The sequence below is a fragment of the Buttiauxella sp. JUb87 genome, assembly GCF_004361975.1.
GTDB lineage: Bacteria > Pseudomonadota > Gammaproteobacteria > Enterobacterales > Enterobacteriaceae > Buttiauxella > Buttiauxella ferragutiae.
On the sequence record NZ_SNVY01000013.1, the window covers coordinates 39576 to 61076 of the forward strand.

Here is a 21501-nt window from a genome sequence, read left to right on the forward strand (position 1 = left end):
GCGCGGCCCTGATAGTTTTGAGTGTATCTCAGTGACGATTACTGCATCAGCAGGTAGATAGTGGTATCACCTCGCTGAATGTTCAGCGCCATTACTGACGGTTTAGCGTCAAGAATTTTACGCAATTCAGCAATGTTGTTCACTGCCTGCTGGTTCACACCAATGATGATGTCACCTTTTTTCAGGCCAATACGTGCCGCTGGGGTATTCCCTTTAACGTTGTTAACGATAACCCCTTTTTCGCCTTTACCGCTGCGGTTGCTCATTTCAGCACCTTCAATACCGGTAAAGATGGTTGCTGAGTCAACCTGAGTCTGGCTACTTTGTTGCAACTCCAGATCTACCGATACTGGTTTGCCATCACGCAGCAGGCCAAGAGTCAGTTTGCTACCCACCGGCATAGAACCGACTTCAGCACGCAATGCGGCAAAGCTGGTAATTGCTTTACCGTTCATTGACACCACCACATCACCGGCTTTAATACCCGCTTTTGCAGCAGAAGAGTTTGGCATCACCTGGCTGACAAATGCGCCACGCTGCGCGTCGACTTTCATCGCTTTCGCCAACTCAGAGTTCAGCTCGGTACCCATAATCCCCAGCTCGCCGCGTTTAACCTGACCGAACTCCACCATCTGAGCAGTCAAGTTTTTCACCATGTTGCTTGGAATGGCAAAGCCGATACCGATGTTGCCGCCGTCCGGTGCCAGAATCGCAGTGTTAATCCCGATCAGTTCGCCATTCAGGTTAACCAGTGCGCCACCCGAGTTACCCCGGTTGATTGCCGCATCTGTCTGGATAAAGTTTTCATAGTTTTCAATGTTAAGACCACTACGACCCAGTGCAGATACAATACCGGAAGTCACGGTTTCACCCAGGCCGTATGGGTTACCAATTGCCACGGTGTAATCACCAACGCGCAATGCGTCTGAATCAGCCATTTTAATGGCAGTCAGATTTTTCGGATCTTGTAATTGCAATAGTGCGATATCAGATCGTGGATCTTTACCCACCACTTTCGCCTCAAACTTGCGACCATCACTCAGTGAGACCTGAATTTTTGTTGCATTATCAACAACGTGGTTGTTGGTCACGACATAGCCTTTCGCTGCGTCAATAATGACACCAGAACCAAGGGCTGCAAATTTCTGTTGCTGTCCACCACCCTGGCCGCCGTTCCCAGGCGCACCTTCCTGGCAGAATGGAGAGCTCTGGAACGGTGAACCTTCCTGGCAGAATGGTGAGTTATCACCAAAGAATTGCTGGAAGTTACGTCCCATGCGTGGCGTGTTAACGGTAGTGCTGCCTTCAACATTGATGCTCACCACTGAAGGCATCACTTTTTCCAGCATCGGCGCAAGGCTTGGAAGCGGTTGTGCTGCGGATGCGGAAGATGCGGTTTCTGCTGCAATTGCAGATACAGGGCTCAGCGCTAAACCCAAACTCAGAGCCAGCGCGCTCATTGCTAAAGTTGTTTTTTTCATTGATTTCGATCCAAAGTTAATAAGTCACGCAAAATTGCTGTGTAGGCCAATATAGAGTGACTAATGCGACGCTAAGTTCCGTCTATAAGTCACTGGAAAACGTAAAAGTTTATTGTCCGTCTTTACAAAACTCAGCGACTCCATTACTCCACGGCCATCAGACGACGATATTCATCCCAGGCGAATAAGTCCGTCATTCCACTGATATAATCCTGAATCAGGCGGCAGCGGTAGTAATATTCCCATACCGGAAAATCACTGGCCGACGGCGTCAAATCATTGACTGCCTCTATGTAAGCAAGCCGATGTTTTGTCGATAATTTATGGAATAACCGACTCTCAATCGGCAAACGGCGTAAACTTTCCTTTTCCACCAACTCAGCAAAATCCTCAAGGGATATATTGAGTAAGGGACTGTAAATATCAAGTAAGCCGCTTATTACGCGATAACCCTGTAACTCTAACTGCTCAACCTCCGGGTGGCTAAACACGTGTTTGAACGCCACTTGTTTATATAACTCCAACAGGCGCGCAAATGGGCTGTCATCTTCAAGAAGCGCGTGATTAAACTCCCCACAAAAGATCTCAGCCAGGTTATCGATAAAACGCTGGGCGGCATACGGCACCAGTTGATTTAGCGTGTTGACGCGCAGATACATAAAGAACTGATCTTCGGTGCTGCGGCGCATCTGGTTTGAGCGGGATTTCTCCCAGGCTTCATTCACCACGCGTTCGAAAAGATCCCCCTCGCGATGCTCGCCCCAGGCGTCACATAAGTGCTGGTAAAGTTGATCAACACTGAAAATGCGCTTCTCAACGGCATCTTCGAGATCCGCCACGCAATAAGAGATGTCGTCAGCCGCTTCCATTATCCACGTCAGTGGAAAACGGCTGTACTCACCGAGTTCAAGTTCGCTACGCAAACGCACAATGTACGATTCTTCGGAAAGATAAAAACCCGGCTTCTTCATCAGATAGGCGTGGCTTTCTGGAGGCTCACCAACAAACCAGGCGGGACGGGTATATTTGAGGATGCAGCCAACCTGCGCCCAGGTCAGATTCATACGCAGCAGACTGTGTACCAGACGAATGCCCTGAGCATTGCCCTCAAACTGGCAGAGATCCTGGCGGACTTTACGGCGCAAACCGTTCAGTTGATCTTCGCCTTCGTGCAGACGCAACGTCGCCACACGGCAACGATCATCGCTACGTGGCTGGCTCCCGGCATCAGCAGGAAACAAACGCTGGCGGAACCAGTCATTTATCGCCGATTCCCCAAAATGACCAAACGGCGGGTTACCGATGTCGTGCATCAGGCAGGCCATTTCGACAATACTTTCAAACGGGCCGGTCAGTTCATGCAGCCCGTAGCGCTCAAGCGCTTGCTGCTCTTTCAAGCGGCTCAACACTTCTTTGGCGATATAGCGCCCGACCTGCTGCACTTCCATTGAATGCGTTAAACGCGTGCGCACCGAAGCATTACGCTCCAGGGGAAAGACTTGTGTTTTCTGCTGCAAGCGGCGAATCGCCGGGGAATTCACGATACGCCCGCGATCGCTTTCAAAAATTCGCAGGATCTCATGCTCGCTTTTCTGCCCTTCTGGCGAGCGGAAACGGCGGTGCCAGTTAATTTTCTTGCGGAAATCTATCTCACTCATGCCCTCTCCTGCGCCGTTTTCTCTGCGGTTTGTCATGGTAGACTATGCGACTGATTTATTACTTTAGCGAGTATCACTATGAAAGCAGGCATTATTGGTGCAATGGAAGAAGAAGTTACGTTGCTGCGTGACAAAATTGAAAACCGTCAAACTCTGACGCTGGCTGGGTGTGAAATCTACACCGGCACACTGGACGGCGTTGAAGTCGCATTGTTGAAATCAGGCATCGGTAAAGTGGCAGCAGCCATGGGCGCAACGCTTCTGCTTGAGCATTGCAAACCAGATGTTGTGATTAACACCGGCTCTGCAGGTGGCCTCGCATCCACGCTCAAAGTAGGCGATATCGTGGTTTCCGATGAAGTGCGTTACCACGATGCAGACGTTACCGCTTTTGGCTATGAATATGGTCAATTGCCAGGTTGCCCGGCAGGTTTCGCCGCCGACGCCAAACTGATTGCCGCGGCTGAAGAGTGCATTGCCGAGCTGAACCTGAATGCAGTACGTGGCCTGGTGGTCAGCGGTGATGCCTTTATTAATGGTTCTGTGGCATTGGCAAAGATCCAACATAACTTCCCGCAGGCTGTAGCCGTTGAAATGGAAGCGACCGCCGTTGCGCACGTTTGCCATAATTTTGGCACACCATTTGTGGTGGTTCGCGCGATTTCCGACGTCGCCGACCAACAATCTCACCTGAGCTTTGACGAGTTCCTCGCCGTAGCGGCGAAGCAGTCCACGCTGATGGTTGAAAAACTGGTACAGAAACTGGCTCGTGCATAATAAAAAAATCTGGCGCGGGCTCACCGCGCTGCTGTGTTGCCTCCCGGCGTTGCTGATTGCAGCGCCGCGGGTTATCTCATTGTCGCCCAGTAATACTGAGCTGGCGTACGCTGCGGGAATTACCCCTGTGGCGGTCAGCGCGTGGTCGAATTATCCGGATGCCGCCAAAAAACTTGAGCAAGTCTCTAACTGGCAGGGGATGAACCTCGAACGTATCGTGGCACTTAAACCCGATGTGGTGCTGGCATGGCGTGGCGGTAATGCCGAACGGCAAGTCAATCAAATGCAGGCTCTGGGGATTAAAGTCATTTGGCTTGATCCAACAACCGTTGAAGGTGTGGTTGCCGCACTGCGTCAACTTGGCCAATTCAGCCCAACACCACAAACTGCCCAGGACGCCGCAGATCGGCTGGCAAAAGAATTTGCTGAGTTAAAAGCCCAGTACTCTCAACACCCGAAGAAAAAAGTATTCCTGCAATTTGGTCAGCAACCGTTATTTACTTCAGGAAAAGGTTCGATTCAGAACGAAATTCTGGAAGTCTGTGGCGGGCAAAATATCTTTGCGGACAGCCGGGTTCCCTGGCCACAGGTGAGCCGCGAACAAGTGATTAGTCGGCGTCCCCAGGCTATTATTATTACTGGCGATGAGACCCAGATTCCTCCGGTTGAACAATTTTGGAATACCCAGTTAAAAATTCCGGTTATCGCAGTGAATGATGACTGGTTTAGTCGCTCGAGCCCACGTATTATCCTCGCCGCAAAACAGCTCTGTAAGGAGCTGAATAACAATGAACAATGAGGGTAATCTCACATGCTTGTCTATTGGCTGGACATCATAGGCACAGCCGTCTTTGCCATATCCGGCGTATTGTTAGCTGGAAAACTCCGTATGGACCCGTTCGGTGTACTGGTGCTGGGCGTAGTGACAGCTGTGGGCGGTGGGACAATACGCGATATGGCTCTGGATAACGGCCCGGTATTTTGGGTTAAAGACCCGACCGACTTAGTAGTCGCGATGGTGACCTGTTTACTCACTATCCTGTTAATACGCCAGCCGCGTCGCCTGCCAAAATGGATTTTACCGGTACTGGATGCGGTCGGTCTTGCAGTGTTTGTCGGGATTGGGGTAAATAAAGCATTTCTGGCGGGCGCCAGCCCGCTGATTGCTATCTGCATGGGCGTGCTCACTGGCGTTGGTGGCGGGATCATTCGTGACGTTTTAGCGCGTGAAATCCCGATGATTCTGCGCACCGAAATCTACGCGACAGCCTGTATTGCAGGCGGTATCGTTCATGCCACCGCCTATCACACCTTCCACGTCCCGCTAGACCAGGCCAGTATGATTGGCATGGTGGTCACGCTAGGGATTCGTCTGGCTGCCATTCGCTGGCACTTAAAACTGCCGACGTTTGCGCTGGATGACCGGTAATTTAGACATAAAAAAGCCGTGTTAGAAAACACGGCTTCGGATAGCTAAACAGGTTTTGTAGGGTGGATAAGCGTTAGCGTCATCCACCATTTTTGTCGGATGGCGCTTCGCTTATCCGACCTACAAAAGAACGATGTCTTTAAACGCTGAAAGATGAACCACACCCGCAGGTGCTCTTGGCGTTCGGGTTGGTCACCACAAAGCGGGAACCTTCCAGACCTTCGGTGTAATCCACCGCGCCACCTACCAGATATTGCAGGCTCATCGGGTCAACAACCAGTGCAACGCCTTGCTTCTCGATAGTCATATCGCCGTCGTTGATCTGGTCATCAAAAGTAAAACCATACTGGAAGCCGCTGCAACCACCACCGGTGATGTAAACGCGCAGTTTCAGATTCGGGTTTTCTTCATCCGCGATCAGGGTTTTTACTTTATTGGCTGCGGCTTCGGTAAACTGCAACGGCAGCACTGCTACGTCATCACTCATTTTTTGCTCCCAACGAAATAAGAAGTCGGGCAAAGAATAACCCGATCTTTAGCGCCATTATCTAATACCCGAGTAAATCGTTCAAGTATTCTCCCCGACCGGGTTTTGCTGCTCTTTGCTGTGCTTTTCGGCGTCTTGTTTGGCAAGCGTACGCGCAAGGATCGAGGAGTATAGCGGTTTTCCACCCAGGAATTGTGCCAATAGTGTCGCGCCCAGGCAGGTAATAATCATTGGCAGAATGAGCTGATAATTGTCAGTCATTTCCAGAACCAGCACAATTCCCGTCAGTGGTGCACGCACGGAAGCCGCAAATAATGCGCCCATACCAGCAATGGCAAATGTTCCCACTTCAAGATGATAGGCCGGGAACCAGGCGACACTAGCGGCACCGAAAGCCGTACCCAGCAATGTGCCCAGTGCCAACATTGGCGCAAAGATCCCACCCGGCGCACCAGATGCGAAGCACAACAATGTGGTAATCACCCGGGCAATAAAAATAAATAGCAGCATGCCGATGGTGTAGTTACCCGCCGCAGCAATAGGGATCAAGTTAAAACCGCCACCGGCTGCTGCGGGCTGAATGAGACCTAACACACCGCAAACACCGCCCAACAGGCCACCGATGATCACCCATTTTTTGAGGTTGCCGCCATGAATACGCTGGAACATATCCTGAGTGCGAAACACCATCGCATTAAACATGACGCCGACAATGCCAAATACCATGCCGAGCACCAGATAAAGCCACAGTGTGTTAACCGGCGCGTTAGAAAGTTTCTCGACTTCAATAACCGCATTTTCACCGTTAAAAATACGGAACACGACGCTCGACATAATCACGCCGATAAACACGGCTTTGATCGAAATGAGGTTGTAGCGGAACTGCGGGCGCATCTCTTCGATGATGAACAAAATGCCCGCCAGCGGAGCGTTAAACGCCGCGGATAAACCAGCAGCCGCACCGGTGGCTAACAGTGAATGGCGAGCTTCAGCACCGCGCAGACGGAAAATATCCAGCACCATACGGCCGATATTCCCGCCAAGTTGTACTGTTGGCCCTTCGCGGCCCAGCACCATGCCCGCGCCGAGCGTCCCCATACCGCCGATGAATTTCACCGGTATGACACGCCACCAGCGAACCGGGCGCAACTCTTCAAGCGCACCTTCAATTTCAGGGATGCCTGAACCGCCTGCTTCCGGCGCAAAACGACGCACCAGATAGTAGCCGATCATCGCCAAAAGCATTGAACTGATGAATGCCAGTGGCCAGACGATCACGCTGTAATCTGCCACATGCGCCAGCATCGCCAGGCGATTTTGTTGAATCCAGGTCACTGATTTTTCAAACGCGACCCCCACTAAACCGGTTAACGTCCCTACTATCGCGGCCATAAAAAGAATAGCGACAGGGGTTTTATCCTGTCGAATCAGGCGACGTACCATGTCGCCCCGGCGTAAGCGCACAACCTGTTGTGCTTCAAAAGAGGGCTGGGAGTGATTCATTAGGCTAATCATTTATTGGTAATACAAATCGAGCGGGCATTCTACTCCCTCGACGCGTTTGGGCAATACTTTCATAACGTCGGCGGTTTCCCTTAGAATAGTGCGTTGCCATTATTTATACGAATCCAGGAGCCGCTCCATGAGTAAGTCTGAAAACCTGTACGCTGCCGCACGTAAAGTCATCCCGGGTGGGGTGAATTCGCCAGTTCGTGCTTTCACCGGCGTCGGCGGTGTGCCGCTGTTTATCGAACGTGCTGACGGGGCTTACCTGTTTGACGCAGACGGCAAAGCCTATATCGATTACGTAGGTTCATGGGGGCCAATGGTTCTCGGCCATAACCATCCGGCGATTCGCAATGCGGTCATTGAAGCAGTTGAGCGCGGTTTAAGCTTTGGTGCGCCGACGGAGATGGAAGTAAAAATGGCGGAGCTGGTCACCGAACTGGTTCCAACAATGGACATGGTTCGCATGGTGAACTCCGGTACAGAAGCCACCATGAGCGCGATTCGTCTGGCGCGTGGTTTCACCGGGCGCGATAAAATCATCAAATTCGAAGGCTGCTATCACGGTCACGCCGATTGCCTGCTGGTGAAAGCCGGTTCTGGTGCCCTGACCCTTGGCCAGCCAAATTCACCGGGCGTTCCGGCTGATTTCGCCAAACATACCCTCACCTGTACCTATAACGATCTCGCCTCGGTGCGCGCCGCGTTCGAGCAATATCCGCAAGACATCGCTTGTATTATCGTTGAGCCGGTTGCCGGCAACATGAACTGCATTCCGCCAAACGATGATTTCCTGCCAGGCCTGCGCGCGTTGTGCGATGAGTTTGGCGCACTGTTTATTATCGACGAAGTGATGACTGGTTTCCGTGTCGCGCTGGCTGGCGCACAGTCTTACTACGGCGTGGAGCCTGACTTAACCTGTCTGGGCAAAATCATCGGTGGTGGCATGCCTGTCGGAGCATTCGGTGGCCGTCGTGAAATTATGGATGCGCTGGCACCAACCGGACCGGTTTATCAAGCGGGAACACTTTCCGGTAACCCAATTGCCATGGCTGCAGGCTACGCTTGCCTGACAGAAGTCGCACAACCGGGCATTCACCAGACGTTGACCGAACTGACCGAAATGCTGGCTGATGGCTTGTTGAATGCAGCGATTGCCGAAAATATCCCACTGGTGGTGAATAATGTTGGGGGGATGTTTGGTTTGTTCTTCACCGATGCCGAGAGCGTAACGTGCTATCAGGATGTGATGGCGTGTGACGTTGAACGCTTTAAAAAGTTCTTCCACTTAATGCTGGAAGAAGGTGTTTACCTGGCACCGTCTGCGTTTGAAGCAGGCTTTATGTCAGTTGCCCATTCGAAAGAAGATATTCAGAAGACTATCGACGCTGCGCGTCGGGCATTCGCAAAACTGTAACGCTGATTGCAAAATAGGTTCGTAGGGCGAGCTATCGCCCTACGAAAGTGGTTATCACGTAGTTTCAATGCAGCAATAAATGCAGCAATATCAGAACCCAGTTACCATAAACTCACCAAATTCTTCCTTAAGTTTTGTCGATTGACTGACTGAAGGTTTACCTCCTCCCGCCAGCGCTGAAAAGTGCCTCCTTACTTCGCTAAGTAACGGCAATCGATCCGCATCTTCTGCCTCCTTCAGTCCAATCATTTGTGCCAGACGCATAGAGCTGAGCAGCGTGTTGTTCAGTTCTTTCACATTGCTAAAAGTATGTGACATGCCTTGCTGTAACATAACCTGGATACTGCTGTTGGCTTCTTTCTCGGTCGCATTAAGCGCCTGGAAGACGAGTTTCAAATATTTACGTGTGGCTTTCAGCAATGGGCTTCGATTCATAATCTGCTCAACTTGCTCAATATTTTTGAAATTGATGGCGATATCATTGTTAAACAACCGATCATAAGCCTGCCGCACATAGCTATTTTGATCGCTAATTGCGGTAATGAATTCGTTCATGGTGCACGGTGCTTCACGCGTTTTAGGCTGATCGCTAACAAAACGCAGAAGCGAATCAGAAAGCTGTTCGGTTGCAAGTGTACGTACCACAAAAGCTTTGATTTCGTTGTCTTCAGAAATCACATCGGCATTCTTCTCTTGCTCGTTGTGACCTTCAATAGGTAAGACCAACAAGCGTGAACCACATCCCGCCTGTTTCCGTAAATAGGCAAATTCGCCAATCGTACCCGCCCCAGCGGTAGTAATACCATCAGCATCGGCAATATAAGCCAGATGCATGGCATTAAAATCACCCGCAGCTCCCGGCCCGCAAAATAAGAATATTATGCTCTGAAAAAGGGGATCATTGGCACACATTCGTTCATTGACACAACGTGCTACTATATTTGTTTTCTTATGTGCATAAACATAAACAATATTTTGGGCATCGCCACCATGCTGCACTAAAGGACCCGCCATCACACCAGAAAAGGGACGATTAGCATCCGCTAATTTTTCTTTAATTTTTTCTGCAGGAAGCGCATGTGACAATAATAAATCAGCAATTTTTAGCCTGGCAATATATTTGGGTGTTCCACTTAATATACCAAGACGTTCAGTAATATTACTGATACTCACCAGCGTATTACGCCCACCTAAATCAATATGCGAGATTTGCTCACCGTATCCACCTAATACTTTTGATAACAGAGCATATTTAGGCAATATGTTGAGCTGGCTATCATTAAGATTCAGTAAAATTGCATGATTTTGTTGATCCAGGCATCGTTTCCCTGGAACCCCCGCAGCCTGTGCCGCTTTCTGCAAATAGGGGTCCATATCAGTCAAAACATAACAACGCTCAGCCATAATTTCACGCCCAAATGTAGCCGCCATGCTATTCATCAGATTCTTTGCTGAAATAATGGGTAAATTCTTACAGTCCTCATCAGTTTGGAAAGAAACACATTGCGTAAGTTCTGTGATCGTTTTCTGGCTATCATCCTTTCTGGCGGATTGGGGCGTGACATTGCGTTGAGGAAAGCGCGTGATATGCTGGAGAATGCTGGCATCATCTGATCCCCCCGTCTCTTTATTCAGATATCCATAGATAGATTTATCTGACTCAGCTATCCAGACATTAATTTGGCGATTGATGAGTGTCTTTGCAAGATTTGCGACTAAAGGGGAGCGTGGCGTACCTTCCCAGGGACAGGGGACATGAAACATAACGATGCTACCTTCGGGGATTGATTTTTTTTCTAGCGCCATCGAAATAATATTGAGTAAACGTGCAGTATGCCCCCCCCCGGTTGGGGAGTAGCTAACAATAATTAATTTAGCGGAAGGATTGCTTATATATTTTTTTACAGTTGCACTAATCATGAGTTCCCTTCTAATACATCACTTAATATAAATTCCAACCAATACCATTGACCTAAATGATAGATTTAACTTAATTCATTGATGGAATAAATTTAACTTTGATATCTATTCTAGGCGGCTGCAGCATTCATCTGTTAGCTACAAATGCTAAAGAGTAGTGATATCAGCCACATTTTTAATCATGATATTTTGCAACGTAAATAAACTCTTCATTATAAGAACCAGGTCGTCATAAAAATTCAACTTTTGGAAGGAAATTAAAATGTATAAAAGATATCTGGATTGTAATGCCTCAGATTTGATGGATCTTTCCCGTACCGATTTACTGTTTTCTCTCAGAGCCTGCGAAGGCCGTATTCTGGTGAGTGAAACCATTGTCACCGTCGCGCCGTTACTGACCTCGGTCACCAATGCTGAACTCGCTGCCAGCCAAGGGGCAGATCTTTTATTGCTCAACCTGTTCGATATTGAAAATCCAAAAATTGCAGGAATGCCTGCCGATACCCCGCCCGAGGATGTCATCCGCAAATTGCAGCATCTAACCGGGCGGATAATTGGCGTTAATCTGGAAGCAGTAGATAAAGGTTTTTCTGCAACACACGAAGAGCTTTGGATGATGCGTCAGGGGCGTTTTGCTACCGCTGCTAATGCACGCCGGCTCCATGAAATGGGCGTCGGATTTATTGTGCTGACGGGAAACCCAGGCAACGGCATCAGCAATGAAGCGATCGCTGAAAGTTTGCAGGAAATACGTGCTGAATTAGGTGAGGATATGGTGCTGATAGCAGGGAAAATGCACTCTGCGGGGATCTTACCCTCTGGCTCTCAAAAGCTGATAACGCCAGACGATGTAGAGAAATTCATCCAAAAAGGTGCCGATATTATTTTGTTGCCCGCCCCCGGAACTGTACCAGGAATAACGCTCGAGTATGCGCAAAAGCTTATCGATCTGGCACATCAAATGGGCGCGATGACCATGACCGCAATTGGTACCTCGCAAGAAGGTGCGGACGCTGAAACGGTACGTCAAATTGCACTGATGAGTAAAATGGCCGGAACGGACTTACACCACATTGGAGATACCGGTTACACCGGGATAGCCATACCCGAAAATATTCGCACCTACAGCATCGCTATCCGCGGTGTTCGTCATACCTACACGCGTATCGCAAGGTCCGTCAATCGCTGATACAGACAGGGCCGTTATAGACCCTATCAACGGCTCTGCTTACGCAGCAAATAAACGAAATAAGGCGCGCCGATAAAGGTCGCCAACAACCCCGCCGGAACCTGATCGGGGAACAGAATCATCCTTCCACACCAATCCGCTGCCACCATCAACATACCACCTAACAACGCCGACATGATCAGTTGCGGCATCGCACGGCGGAATCCCAGCATGCGCGCGATATGCGGTGCCATTAAGCCAACAAAACTCAGCGGGCCGACGGTCATGGTTGCTGCTGCCGTCAACGTGGCGGCTAGTAATAACAGCGCAAAGCGTGATGGTGTCAACGCCATACCAATGGCACGCGCGGTTGCCCCACCTAGCGGCAGAATCATCAACCAACGGCGGCACAGCGGCGTCAGGGCAAACAAAATCACCATCAGGATTAACGTTCTGACCGCCTGATCGCCGGTCACGTTATAGGTTGAACCAGAAATCCAGGTGAGAATGCCAGCCATGCGCGGGTCACCACTCGCCATCAGTAACATCAGCAACATGGTAAATGCGGTGCTCAGCGCCATCCCGGCCAGCAACATGCGTTGCGGGGAAAAACCGCCACGGCTGGCAGTGACCATAATCACCAGTAATGTGACCGCCGCTCCCAGGCTCCCCGCAGGGAATAACCAACCGAAAGCATTGCCTGGCACGATAAACAGCATCACCACTACGCCAAATGCGGCACCTGAGCTTATCCCTAACACTTCCGGGCTGGCCATCGCATTGCCCGTCAGGCGCTGAATAACGCTACCGGCAACCGCCAACATCATACCCGCCGTCAACGCGGCTAATACTCGCGGCCAACGCCACTGCAACAAATCATGGAATAATGAACCGCTCACCCAGTTCCAGCCATGTACGTCACGCCCCAGCGTCAGCGCAGTGACAATCACCAGCGCTAACACCCCGCTGCCGATTAACGCCCACCAGCCCAAATGCTGGCGTTCAGCCGGAACGTTGTCGCCCTGATTCATCGCAGGCGTGCCGACGGTACGCAGGCGCGGCAGCAACCACAGCAGCAACGGTGCACCAATCAGCGCGGTCACGGTACCGGTCGAAATTTCACGCCACACGCTCGTCAGCCAGATAACCGACTGATCCGACAACCACAAGATCAACGCACCAATAAGCGGAGCGAGGAACAAACGCGCCACCAGGCGACGCGCGCCGAGCATCTTCGCCAGCAACGGCGCGAACAGGCCGATAAACCCAATAATCCCAACCGCATTCACCAGCAGCGCACTGATGGCAATCGCCAGCACTAGTGTGGCGAGGCGCACCATCGAAAGTGCCAGACCAAGATTTCGCGCCACACCATCGTCAAGCCCCATCAGGGTTAGCGGGCGCAACAACAGCAATGTCAGCAATAAACCACCCACCAGGCGCGGCCACAGGCCGTTGACGATGTCCCAGTCTTGCTGGTTCAGCGAACCGGTGCTCCACAGGAACATGTTCTGCAATTGGTCGTGATGGAAAATCGCTAATAGCTGATTTACCGCGCCGCAGTACAGGCTCAGCACCAGACCGGCGAGGATCAGCGTGACCGGCGATAACCGCTTGCCCCAGGCGACACCAAACACCAGCAAACCAACAACGCCTGCCCCGACTAATGCCGCGAACTGTTGGGTAACAAACCCACCCGGCAACGCCCACAACGTAGCAACGGTGACACCTAACTGTGCACCACTGGCCACGCCCAGGGTGGTCGGTTCGGCAAGTGGATTTCGCAGCACTTGCTGGAAAAGCACGCCCACTAACCCCAGCCCCGCGCCCACTAACAGCGAGATAGCAAGGCGTGGAAGCGAGCTGTAGTGGAATAACATCTGGTTGATGTTATCAATGTTGGGCTGCCACCAGGCCGCACTCCACTGGGCAGCAGGCAGTTGTGCGTTGAGGTTGTGTAGTGTTAGCGCGCAGGCAACCACAAACAGCAGCGATAACAGTATCGCCGGGAACAAGGCATAACGATGTTTCACGCGTCGCTCCCTATCGCTTTAGCCAGCGTGTTGGTGAAACTCATCGCAGAGAGTGTCGCCCCGTAAAGCCAGACTGGCGGGACTCGCTGGAAACGCTGCTGGCGCACAAAAGGCATCGCCTTCCATAATGGTGTCGCCATCACACGCTCCATTTCAGCGTCGTTATTGTGATCAAAGCAGATAACGTCGGCGTCTTTGACTTCAGCGAGACGTTCAAGCCCCACCACCGCGCTGCCCCAGAAATTGGTTTCCCCAGACCAGGCATTTTTCACACCGAGTAAGTCCATCACTTGCTGGAACAGGCTGTTTTTGCCGATCACCAGCGCATGGCGGGAATCTAATAACGTCATCAGCAACACAGGTTTTTCACCACGTGCGGCAAAGCGCGGTTTCATCTGCTCAATAAATTGGTCGAATTTCTGCAAGTGGTCACGAGCCGCTTGCTGCATGCCCAGTTTCTCGCCCAGTTCAATCAGCGACTGGCGCGCTACGGTCAGCGGTTTTCCGGAACCGTCGTTAAAGCTAAAACCTAATCCCGGAGCGATACGCGCCATTTTTTCAGGCTGTGGGCCATAGCCTGCAGAATAGAGAATCAGTGAAGGTTTCAGCTGTGTCAGGAGTTCAAGATTGGGTTCAGTGCGCAGGCCGACTTCAATAATGCCATCCGGCAATTTCGGTTCGCCGACCCACGCCTGGTAATTTTTAATGTCCGCCATGGCGTAAGGCTTGATTCCCAGCGCCAGCATCAGTTCGACGGGCAACCACTCCAGCGCCACAATACGCTGAGGGTCAATGGTTGCCGCCTGTGCATTACCCATTTTGAGCAATAGCGGCGAGAGTGCCAGAGCAGTGAGCAACTGACGACGACTCAACAAAGGATTGATTAGTTCAGGCATCAGTAAACAAAGCTCACCGGAGCGGCACCCGCAGGATGAGGCAGAATGCCCATTGGAATTCCGTAAATCTTCTCCAGCGTTGCGCTTTGCATCAGGTCAGCCGGGCTACCCTGGGCAATCATTTCACCACCGCGCAGTGCCACCAGGTGGTCGCAATAGCGAGCGGCCATATTGATATCATGCAGCACAGCAATCACCGTCAGACCGCGTTCCTGGCTCAGACGATGGATAAGCGCCAGCACGTCAACCTGATGGGCAATGTCCAGTGCCGACGTGGGTTCATCAAGCAGCAAACAGCGGCTGTCCTGCGCCACTAACATAGCAATCCACGCCCGTTGGCGCTCGCCACCAGAAAGACTATCCACCAGACGATGCGCAAAAGGTTTCAACCCCACCAGCGTAATTGCCTCTTCAACCAATTCACGGTCTGCCGCGCCGAAACGCCCCAGCGCGCCATGCCACGGATAACGACCAATCGCCACCAACTCACGCACCGTCATCCCTTCTGCCGCCGGAAGTTGCTGCGGTAAATACGCGACTTTGCGCGCAAATTCCTTGCTGCTCCAGCTATCTAACGGTTGATTGTTGAGCTGAACTTCCCCATCAGAAGGCTTTTGATGACGGCCAAGCATTTTCAGCAATGTCGATTTCCCCGAGCCATTGTGCCCAATCAGGCCGGTGACTTTGCCAACGGGAAAGGTTATCGAGAGAGGGTGAAGAAGCGTGCGACCGGGTACGCGAAAGGTAACGTCTGAGAGGCTAAACGTGGTATCGGGATGAAGGTGTTTGTCCTGCATGGTAGCCAACTTTGTTGATGGGCACGGCGAACCGTGCCCGAATACACTTAGAAGCGGAATGTAGCAGTCGCAACAACCTGGCGCTCAGCGCCCCAGAAGCAGCCATAAGTGGCGAAGCAGCTGGCAACGTATTCACGATCAAGCAGGTTGTTCACATTCACCGCCACGCTTGAACCATTCATACCGAAACGGCCGAGGTCATATTTAACCACCGCATCCAGAACCGCAGCACTACCCACTTTGAAGCTGTTAGCCGGGTCGCCGTAGCTGGAGCCGATGAAGCGACCACCGGTACCGATAGTCAGACCGGTCAGCGAGCCTTCATTGAAGGTATAATCACCCCACAGTGAAGCCATGTGCTCTGGCACCTGCTCAGGCGTGTTGCCTTTGTAGTTGGTGTCAGTGGTGTATTCCGCATCGGTGTAGGTGTAAGAAGCCGTCACGTTGATGTTGGCATTCACCGCCGCTTTCGCTTCGAGCTCTACGCCGCGAGAACGAATTTCACCACCCTGAATGGAGGAGAAACCGTGGGAAGTGTCTGGGTCAGACATCAGATTATCAGACTTAGTCAGCTGATAAATCGCACCAGTAATCACCACCGCCATATCCTTCGGCACATACTTCACGCCCGCTTCGTACTGACGGCCTTTAGACGGTTTGAAGGTGTTGCCGTAGAAATCTGCACCTGAGTTTGGCTCGAAAGATTCGCTGTAGCTGATGTACGGCGACACACCGTTATCGAACAGGTAGTTCAGACCCGCACGGCCAGTGAATTCGCTATCGTCACGCTCGGTGTAGTTATTCGCCTGGTAAGCGAGAGTTGACTGTTTCAGCCAGTCATAACGGCCACCGACGGTCAGAACAAACTTGTTCCACTCAGCTTGATCCTGAATGTAGATGCCGGTCTGTTTCTGTTTGTTTTGCTGATACGGGTCTGCATCGCCAAAATCGTAGTTTTCGTACACTGGGTTATACAAATCCAGTGGCGGAGCGCTGCCGAAGGTTGCGTTCACATCGTTACGCATCTGCTGGAAATCAACACCAGTCAGCAAGGTGTGTGCCACGTCACCGGTCGCAAAATTACTTTGCACTTGAGTATCAACAGCAAAGTTGTGCAGCTTTTCGTTATCCACAACAGTGCCGCGAGTCAGCATATAACCTGAAGAGTCTACGCCAGTGCCGTAAACGCTTTTCTGATTGGTTTTAGACTCAACATAACGCAGGTTCTGACGCACGGTGAAAGTGTCGTTGAACTCATGGTCAAAGGTATAACCGACCATTTTATGGGACAACGAGTAGGTGTTATTTGGAACACCTTCGTTGAAATCAGTCGGCAGATAAGAACCATCTGGCAACGGCTCAACGGTACCTTCTTTCGGCAACCAACCGTAATAACCCGTCTCTGGAGTGTCTTGCAGGTTCGCTAAGAAAGTGAAATTAGTTTTATCGTCAGGACGCCAGGTGAATGACGGAGCAATCGCATAACGTTTCTGTTTGGAGAATTGTTGCTGGTCGTCGTTAGAACGCGCCACACCAGTCAGACGATAAGAATAAACGCCTGCATCATCCAGTGAATCACTGAAGTCGAAACCGGTTTGCCACAGATTGTCAGTGCCCATCTTGAACTGAACTTCTTTCAGCGGTTCAGTGGTTGGACGCTTGCTTACCATAGTGATAATACCGCCTGGACTGCTTTTTCCGTACAGCACGGAAGTTGGGCCACGCATTAATTCCACGCGCTCAAGCATGTACGGGTCGATGATCACTTCGTTATAGAAGTCGCCCTGAAGTTTCAGGCCATCTAAATAGTTGTTCTGGTTAACCGAACCGAAACCACGAATTTTCACCGCGTCATAGGTGTCGGATGCACCACGGGTAGAAACGGTGATACCTGGCGTGTAGCCCAACGCTTCTTTCACGGAAGCTGGCTGGTGAGTATCCATCTCTTCACGAGTCACAATCGAAATAGACTGTGGAGTCTTTTCAATTGGCGTATCAGTTTTGGTCGCGGTTGCCGTGCGTTTAGCGGCAATCGTTGGAGACGGGCCCCACGCGCTTTCGTCAGCAACACTGGCGGAAACGGTGATGGTATCTTCTTTAGCTGTTGTGTTGTCTGCTGCAAAACTTGATGCACTGACACCGCTTACAGCGGCAGCAACAAAGAATGCAAGTTTGCGAATTGAGGTATTGACTGGTTGTCCAGTTCTTAAGCGCGCCATTGTATTATCTCTGATGAAGTAACGAATGATAACGAAAACGAGAATTATTATTATGCCGCAGAATAATAGACGAAACGGAAAGTGCATGGCAAGCGGATCACACCCCCTGGGGGACCAGGGGGATAAAAAATAACCATACAAAGTGCAAGGAGTGAAAAAGGACTCACAAACAGAGAAAACCAGGCAGGAATGACACATCCCGATCACGCTGTCAGCAACGTGACCGAATGGCTAATGCGAGTGGTTCAGGAAATCGCGCTTCTGTCTATCAATGAATAATGCTGTTTATTTTTTGAAGCGAGTGTTTTCCCAGCAGCGGTTTGCTCAAAAATAATAAATTTACCCACGCGAATACTCTCGCGAGAACATTTATCGTAAAAAGGGTCAAACGTACCTTCGACACATTTCCCCATAAGCCCACGATTGGACCATTTATTCATTTTCATTTTCCATTCGAGGGAGTAATGCGCTATTGGGCAAACGATTTTCGCCCATGGATCACATATTAATGTGTTCTCAATTAATTTCCGACTGCCGCGACGAGGTAGTGTGCCGACTAATACCAGACAGTGATCCACGGGATGTTGAAGGAAAATTTGTAATATAAGGATTGGGCACCCGACCTTCCGTTCAAGCTTGCTAATACGATCGGTGAGATAGCAAAAAGCGATTCGGGCATTTTCCCCACAATTGCCTGCGTTCTGCACTCCATTGCGGTAATCATTTTCAACTTTTTGGTACAGTTGCCTGGAAGATAGCTTGAGTTTGCGCTGTGCAGAAACCGCCGCGCTGCGCATCTTGTCCCCGCCAAGGGTATGCAGCCGATATTTTTGCGGATTCGTCAACATCCACTTTTCAATCATATTTTTATCTGGATAAAACTTATTAGATGATTTTAGAGATAACCTGGAACGGGTAAAAAGCATGGCTTCGGTGAGATGTGGTAATACTATTTTTTGAAATGTTTTGCTGTCCATCTGACTTTCCTGTCTTGTACTGTGAAATTTTAAGCATTCAACAAAACATTAGAGCATTCTTCACAAGAGGCAGACAGGAAATAAATAATTAAGAAAAATATATGCCACCCGTTAGATTATTATTCTAAAAGGTGGCACACAAGGACGTTCAGCAATTAATTCCCGCCGAACATATCCTTAATCCAACCGGCAACACCATCACTGGATTCAGGCTGCTGCTGAGGTTGTTGCTGCTGTTGCTGCGGCTGCTGTTGAGGCTGCTGCTGCTGCGACTGATTAAATGGATTATTGGTCTGCTCGGCCTGCTGGCTTTGCTGGCACAATCCATCCGGATTGGTCGTCCAGACAGGAAGGACGCGATCCCCACCGCCACCACACTGGAAGTAACCCGCGCTATCAACACCCATATCAACAATGTCTTCCGGTGGGTTCAGCACCAGCGGAATTGGCGTCTGGTTAGCCAGATAACGTTGATACAGCGACATCGCCCCGCTCGCACCATATAGTTTGGTTGGCTGGTTGTTGTCACGCCCTACCCAGGTAATCGCCACTTCTTTGCCATCAATACCGGCAAACCAGGTATCCACATTATCGTTGGTGGTACCCGTTTTCCCTGCCAGATGCAGGTTCGGATACTTGCCACCCAACGCACGCCCGGTACCACGAGCCATAACCTGCTGCATGGTAAACAGCGTCATGTAGGCTGCCTGCGGAGGAACTGCCTGTTCCGCCTGCGGGAAGCTTTGATATAGCACGGTGCCGTCTTCAGCAATCACCGAACGCAATGCAGAAAGCGTTGCACGGTTACCGCCGCTGGCGATGGTCTGGAATGCCTGCGCCACTTCGATTGGCGTCAGGTTCAGCGCGCCCAGCAACATAGCCGGAACCGGATGCAATTGGTTCTGCGGCACGCCGAGTTTGACCCAGGTGTCGGTTACGGCTGGCAAGCCCAACGCCATCCCCAGATTTACGGTTGGCACGTTCATCGAACGCGTCAGCGCATCCACTAACATGACCTTACCGCTCTCACTGTAGCGACGGTCATCGTTTTGCGGCGACCACACTTGTCCGTTTGGCTGTTTCAGCGCGATTGGCGCATCGGTAATCCAGGTATTCAGGCGGTACGAATCCGGCTGGCTTAACGCCGTCAGATAAGTCGCTGGTTTTGCCAGAGAACCGATGGAACGACGAGCCTGCATCGCACGGTTAAAGCCGGCAAATTGCGTTTCTGCCCCGCCGACCATGGCACGAACTTCGCCGGTCGAACGGTCAACAATCACCATAGCCGCTTCGAGATCTTTGAGCTTACGAGAGGCACGCAGTACCGGAACCCCTTCGCTTACCGCTTTCTCTGCCGCATCCTGGGAAACGGAATCAAACGTGGTGAAGATCTTCACGCCAGACAGGTCTTTAACTTTGTCACCAAGCTTAGTCTGAAGCTCGTTACGCACCATCTGCATAAAAGCAGGCTGTGGCGAAATCACGCCACCGCGCGGTTGCACGCCCAGAGGACGGGCGCTCAGCATGTCGTAAAGTTCCTGGTCGATCACCTTCTGCTCTTGCAGCAAGCGCAATACCAGGTTGCGACGTTCCAGCGCCAGTTTCGGGTTACGCCACGGGTTGTAAATCGACGCCCCTTTCACCATCCCCACCAGCAACGCTTGCTGGTCAAGGCTCAGCTCTTCAACCGGACGACCAAAGTAGTACAGGCTCGCCAGCGGGAAACCGCGAATTTCGTTATCGCCGCTCTGGCCGAGATACACCTCGTTCAGATACAGCTCAAGGATGCGATCTTTGCCGTAACGGGCGTCCATGATCAGCGCCATGTACGCTTCGTTCGCTTTACGCCAGTAAGAGCGCTCGCTCGACAGGAACAGGTTTTTCACCAACTGTTGCGTCAGAGTACTTGCGCCCTGCACGGTGCGACCCGCGGTTAAGTTCGCCAGCATCGCACGACCGATGGAGTACAAACTGATGCCATCGTGTTCATAGAAATGGCGGTCTTCGGTAGCAATCAGCGTATCAACCAACAAATCCGGGAAGCCGGTGCGTGGGACGAACAGACGCTGCTCACCGTTCGGTGAAGACAACATGGTGATCAAACGTGGATCCAGACGGAAGAAACCGAAGCTGCGGTTACTATCCATGTTCTGAATCGATTCCAAATGATCATTATCAAACACCAGACGTGCGCGGATCTGCCCTTCTTTACTGTCAGGGAAATCAAACGGACGGCGGATCATTTCGATGCTGTTGCCCTGCACCGTAAACTCGCCAGGACGCGTCATCTTCGTCACCTGACGGTACTGCGTGGCTTCCAGCAGGTTGACCATCTCTTTTTTGCTGTACGGCATGTCTGGCTCAAGGTTCACCATACGGCCATACACTGCTGCCGGCAGTTGCCAGACCTTGCCATCAATACGGGCACGGATCTTCTGGTCAAGATAGACGCCGTAGATCACGAACAGCACGACAAAGACAACAAACAGTTTGACTAAGAACCACAACCAGCGGCGCTTTTTACGTGGCGGACGGCCATTGCCGCTGCCTTTTCCTTTGCGTGGCGGCATCGGCTCCTCGTCGTCATAATCATCATCGTAATCCGCGTCGTATTCCTCTTCACGGACTCGACGGCGGCTTACTTTCTCTTTTACAGGACGTGAAGGTTTACCTTTACGTCCAATCGGTTCGCGGTCATTCCCCGCCATTGCTTTCTCCACCAAAAATAAGGCGCAT

The 21501-nt window shown here is 51.1% G+C and carries 16 protein-coding genes; 5 read left to right on the forward strand and 11 right to left on the reverse strand.

The window, feature by feature from the left end:
- Positions 1–38: 38 nt before the first annotated feature.
- Positions 39–1481 carry a serine endoprotease DegP gene (degP, locus tag EC843_RS23030; RefSeq protein ID WP_064539790.1) on the reverse strand — a complete coding sequence of 481 codons (1443 nt, stop codon included), beginning with the start codon at positions 1479–1481 and terminating at the stop codon, positions 39–41.
- Positions 1482–1624: 143 nt separating this feature from the next.
- Positions 1625–3139 carry a dGTPase gene (gene dgt, locus EC843_RS23035; protein ID WP_133523115.1) on the reverse strand — a complete coding sequence of 505 codons (1515 nt, stop codon included), beginning with the start codon at positions 3137–3139 and terminating at the stop codon, positions 1625–1627.
- Between the two features lie 78 nt (positions 3140–3217).
- On the opposite strand from dgt, the gene mtnN reads away from it, so the two are divergent.
- From mtnN to EC843_RS23050, 3 genes are read left to right on the forward strand one after another with little or no spacing between them, the layout of a single operon-like run.
- On the forward strand, positions 3218–3916 hold the full coding sequence (mtnN, locus tag EC843_RS23040) for a 5'-methylthioadenosine/S-adenosylhomocysteine nucleosidase (RefSeq protein ID WP_064539794.1): 699 nt from the start codon (positions 3218–3220) through the stop codon (positions 3914–3916).
- Positions 3909–4715, forward strand: a complete 807-nt coding sequence (gene btuF, locus EC843_RS23045) for a vitamin B12 ABC transporter substrate-binding protein BtuF (protein ID WP_064539796.1) — start codon at positions 3909–3911, stop codon at positions 4713–4715. Before mtnN ends, btuF begins: the two co-directional genes overlap by 8 nt.
- 12 nt (positions 4716–4727) lie before the next feature.
- Positions 4728–5345 carry a TRIC cation channel family protein gene (locus EC843_RS23050; RefSeq protein ID WP_064539798.1) on the forward strand — a complete coding sequence of 206 codons (618 nt, stop codon included), beginning with the start codon at positions 4728–4730 and terminating at the stop codon, positions 5343–5345.
- A gap of 139 nt (positions 5346–5484) precedes the next feature.
- Here EC843_RS23050 and erpA read toward each other — a convergent pair whose 3' ends face one another.
- Positions 5485–5832, reverse strand: a complete 348-nt coding sequence (gene erpA, locus EC843_RS23055) for an iron-sulfur cluster insertion protein ErpA (protein ID WP_064539800.1) — start codon at positions 5830–5832, stop codon at positions 5485–5487.
- Positions 5833–5913: 81 nt separating this feature from the next.
- The gene (clcA, locus tag EC843_RS23060; RefSeq protein WP_064539802.1) at positions 5914–7335 is read right to left on the reverse strand and encodes a H(+)/Cl(-) exchange transporter ClcA; all 1422 of its coding nucleotides are present in this window, start codon (positions 7333–7335) and stop codon (positions 5914–5916) included.
- Between the two features lie 139 nt (positions 7336–7474).
- On the opposite strand from clcA, the gene hemL reads away from it, so the two are divergent.
- Positions 7475–8755 (forward strand): glutamate-1-semialdehyde 2,1-aminomutase, encoded by a 1281-nt coding sequence (hemL, locus tag EC843_RS23065; protein WP_064539804.1) that lies wholly within the window; start codon positions 7475–7477, stop codon positions 8753–8755.
- A 90-nt stretch (positions 8756–8845) separates the two neighbouring features.
- Here the strand turns inward: hemL and EC843_RS23070 are convergent, their stop codons facing one another.
- Complete coding sequence (locus tag EC843_RS23070) at positions 8846–10675, reverse strand: hypothetical protein (protein ID WP_133523116.1); 1830 nt, start codon at positions 10673–10675, stop codon at positions 8846–8848.
- 262 nt (positions 10676–10937) lie between these two features.
- Here EC843_RS23070 and EC843_RS23075 point away from each other — a divergent pair, with 262 nt between their 5' ends.
- Entirely contained in the window at positions 10938–11864 is a 927-nt protein-coding gene (locus EC843_RS23075) for a hypothetical protein (protein WP_064539808.1), read from the forward strand.
- Between the two features lie 26 nt (positions 11865–11890).
- Here EC843_RS23075 and fhuB read toward each other — a convergent pair whose 3' ends face one another.
- The 6 genes from fhuB to mrcB all read right to left on the reverse strand — a co-directional run bounded on the left by fhuB (position 11891) and on the right by mrcB (position 21473).
- Positions 11891–13876: a Fe(3+)-hydroxamate ABC transporter permease FhuB gene (fhuB, locus tag EC843_RS23080; protein ID WP_133523117.1), complete on the reverse strand. Its 1986-nt coding sequence runs from the start codon at positions 13874–13876 to the stop codon at positions 11891–11893.
- The gene (gene fhuD, locus EC843_RS23085) at positions 13873–14772 is read right to left on the reverse strand and encodes a Fe(3+)-hydroxamate ABC transporter substrate-binding protein FhuD (RefSeq protein ID WP_064539812.1); all 900 of its coding nucleotides are present in this window, start codon (positions 14770–14772) and stop codon (positions 13873–13875) included. Before fhuD ends, fhuB begins: the two co-directional genes overlap by 4 nt.
- Positions 14772–15569 carry a Fe3+-hydroxamate ABC transporter ATP-binding protein FhuC gene (gene fhuC, locus EC843_RS23090; protein WP_121814284.1) on the reverse strand — a complete coding sequence of 266 codons (798 nt, stop codon included), beginning with the start codon at positions 15567–15569 and terminating at the stop codon, positions 14772–14774. The genes fhuD and fhuC overlap by 1 nt, the downstream gene beginning before the upstream one ends.
- Positions 15570–15616: 47 nt before the next feature.
- Positions 15617–17788 (reverse strand): ferrichrome porin FhuA, encoded by a 2172-nt coding sequence (gene fhuA / locus EC843_RS23095; RefSeq protein WP_064539817.1) that lies wholly within the window; start codon positions 17786–17788, stop codon positions 15617–15619.
- 245 nt (positions 17789–18033) lie between these two features.
- Entirely contained in the window at positions 18034–18765 is a 732-nt protein-coding gene (locus tag EC843_RS23100) for a hypothetical protein (protein ID WP_133523118.1), read from the reverse strand.
- Between the two features lie 155 nt (positions 18766–18920).
- Positions 18921–21473 (reverse strand): bifunctional glycosyl transferase/transpeptidase, encoded by a 2553-nt coding sequence (gene mrcB / locus EC843_RS23105; RefSeq protein WP_064539821.1) that lies wholly within the window; start codon positions 21471–21473, stop codon positions 18921–18923.
- Positions 21474–21501 lie beyond the last annotated feature (28 nt).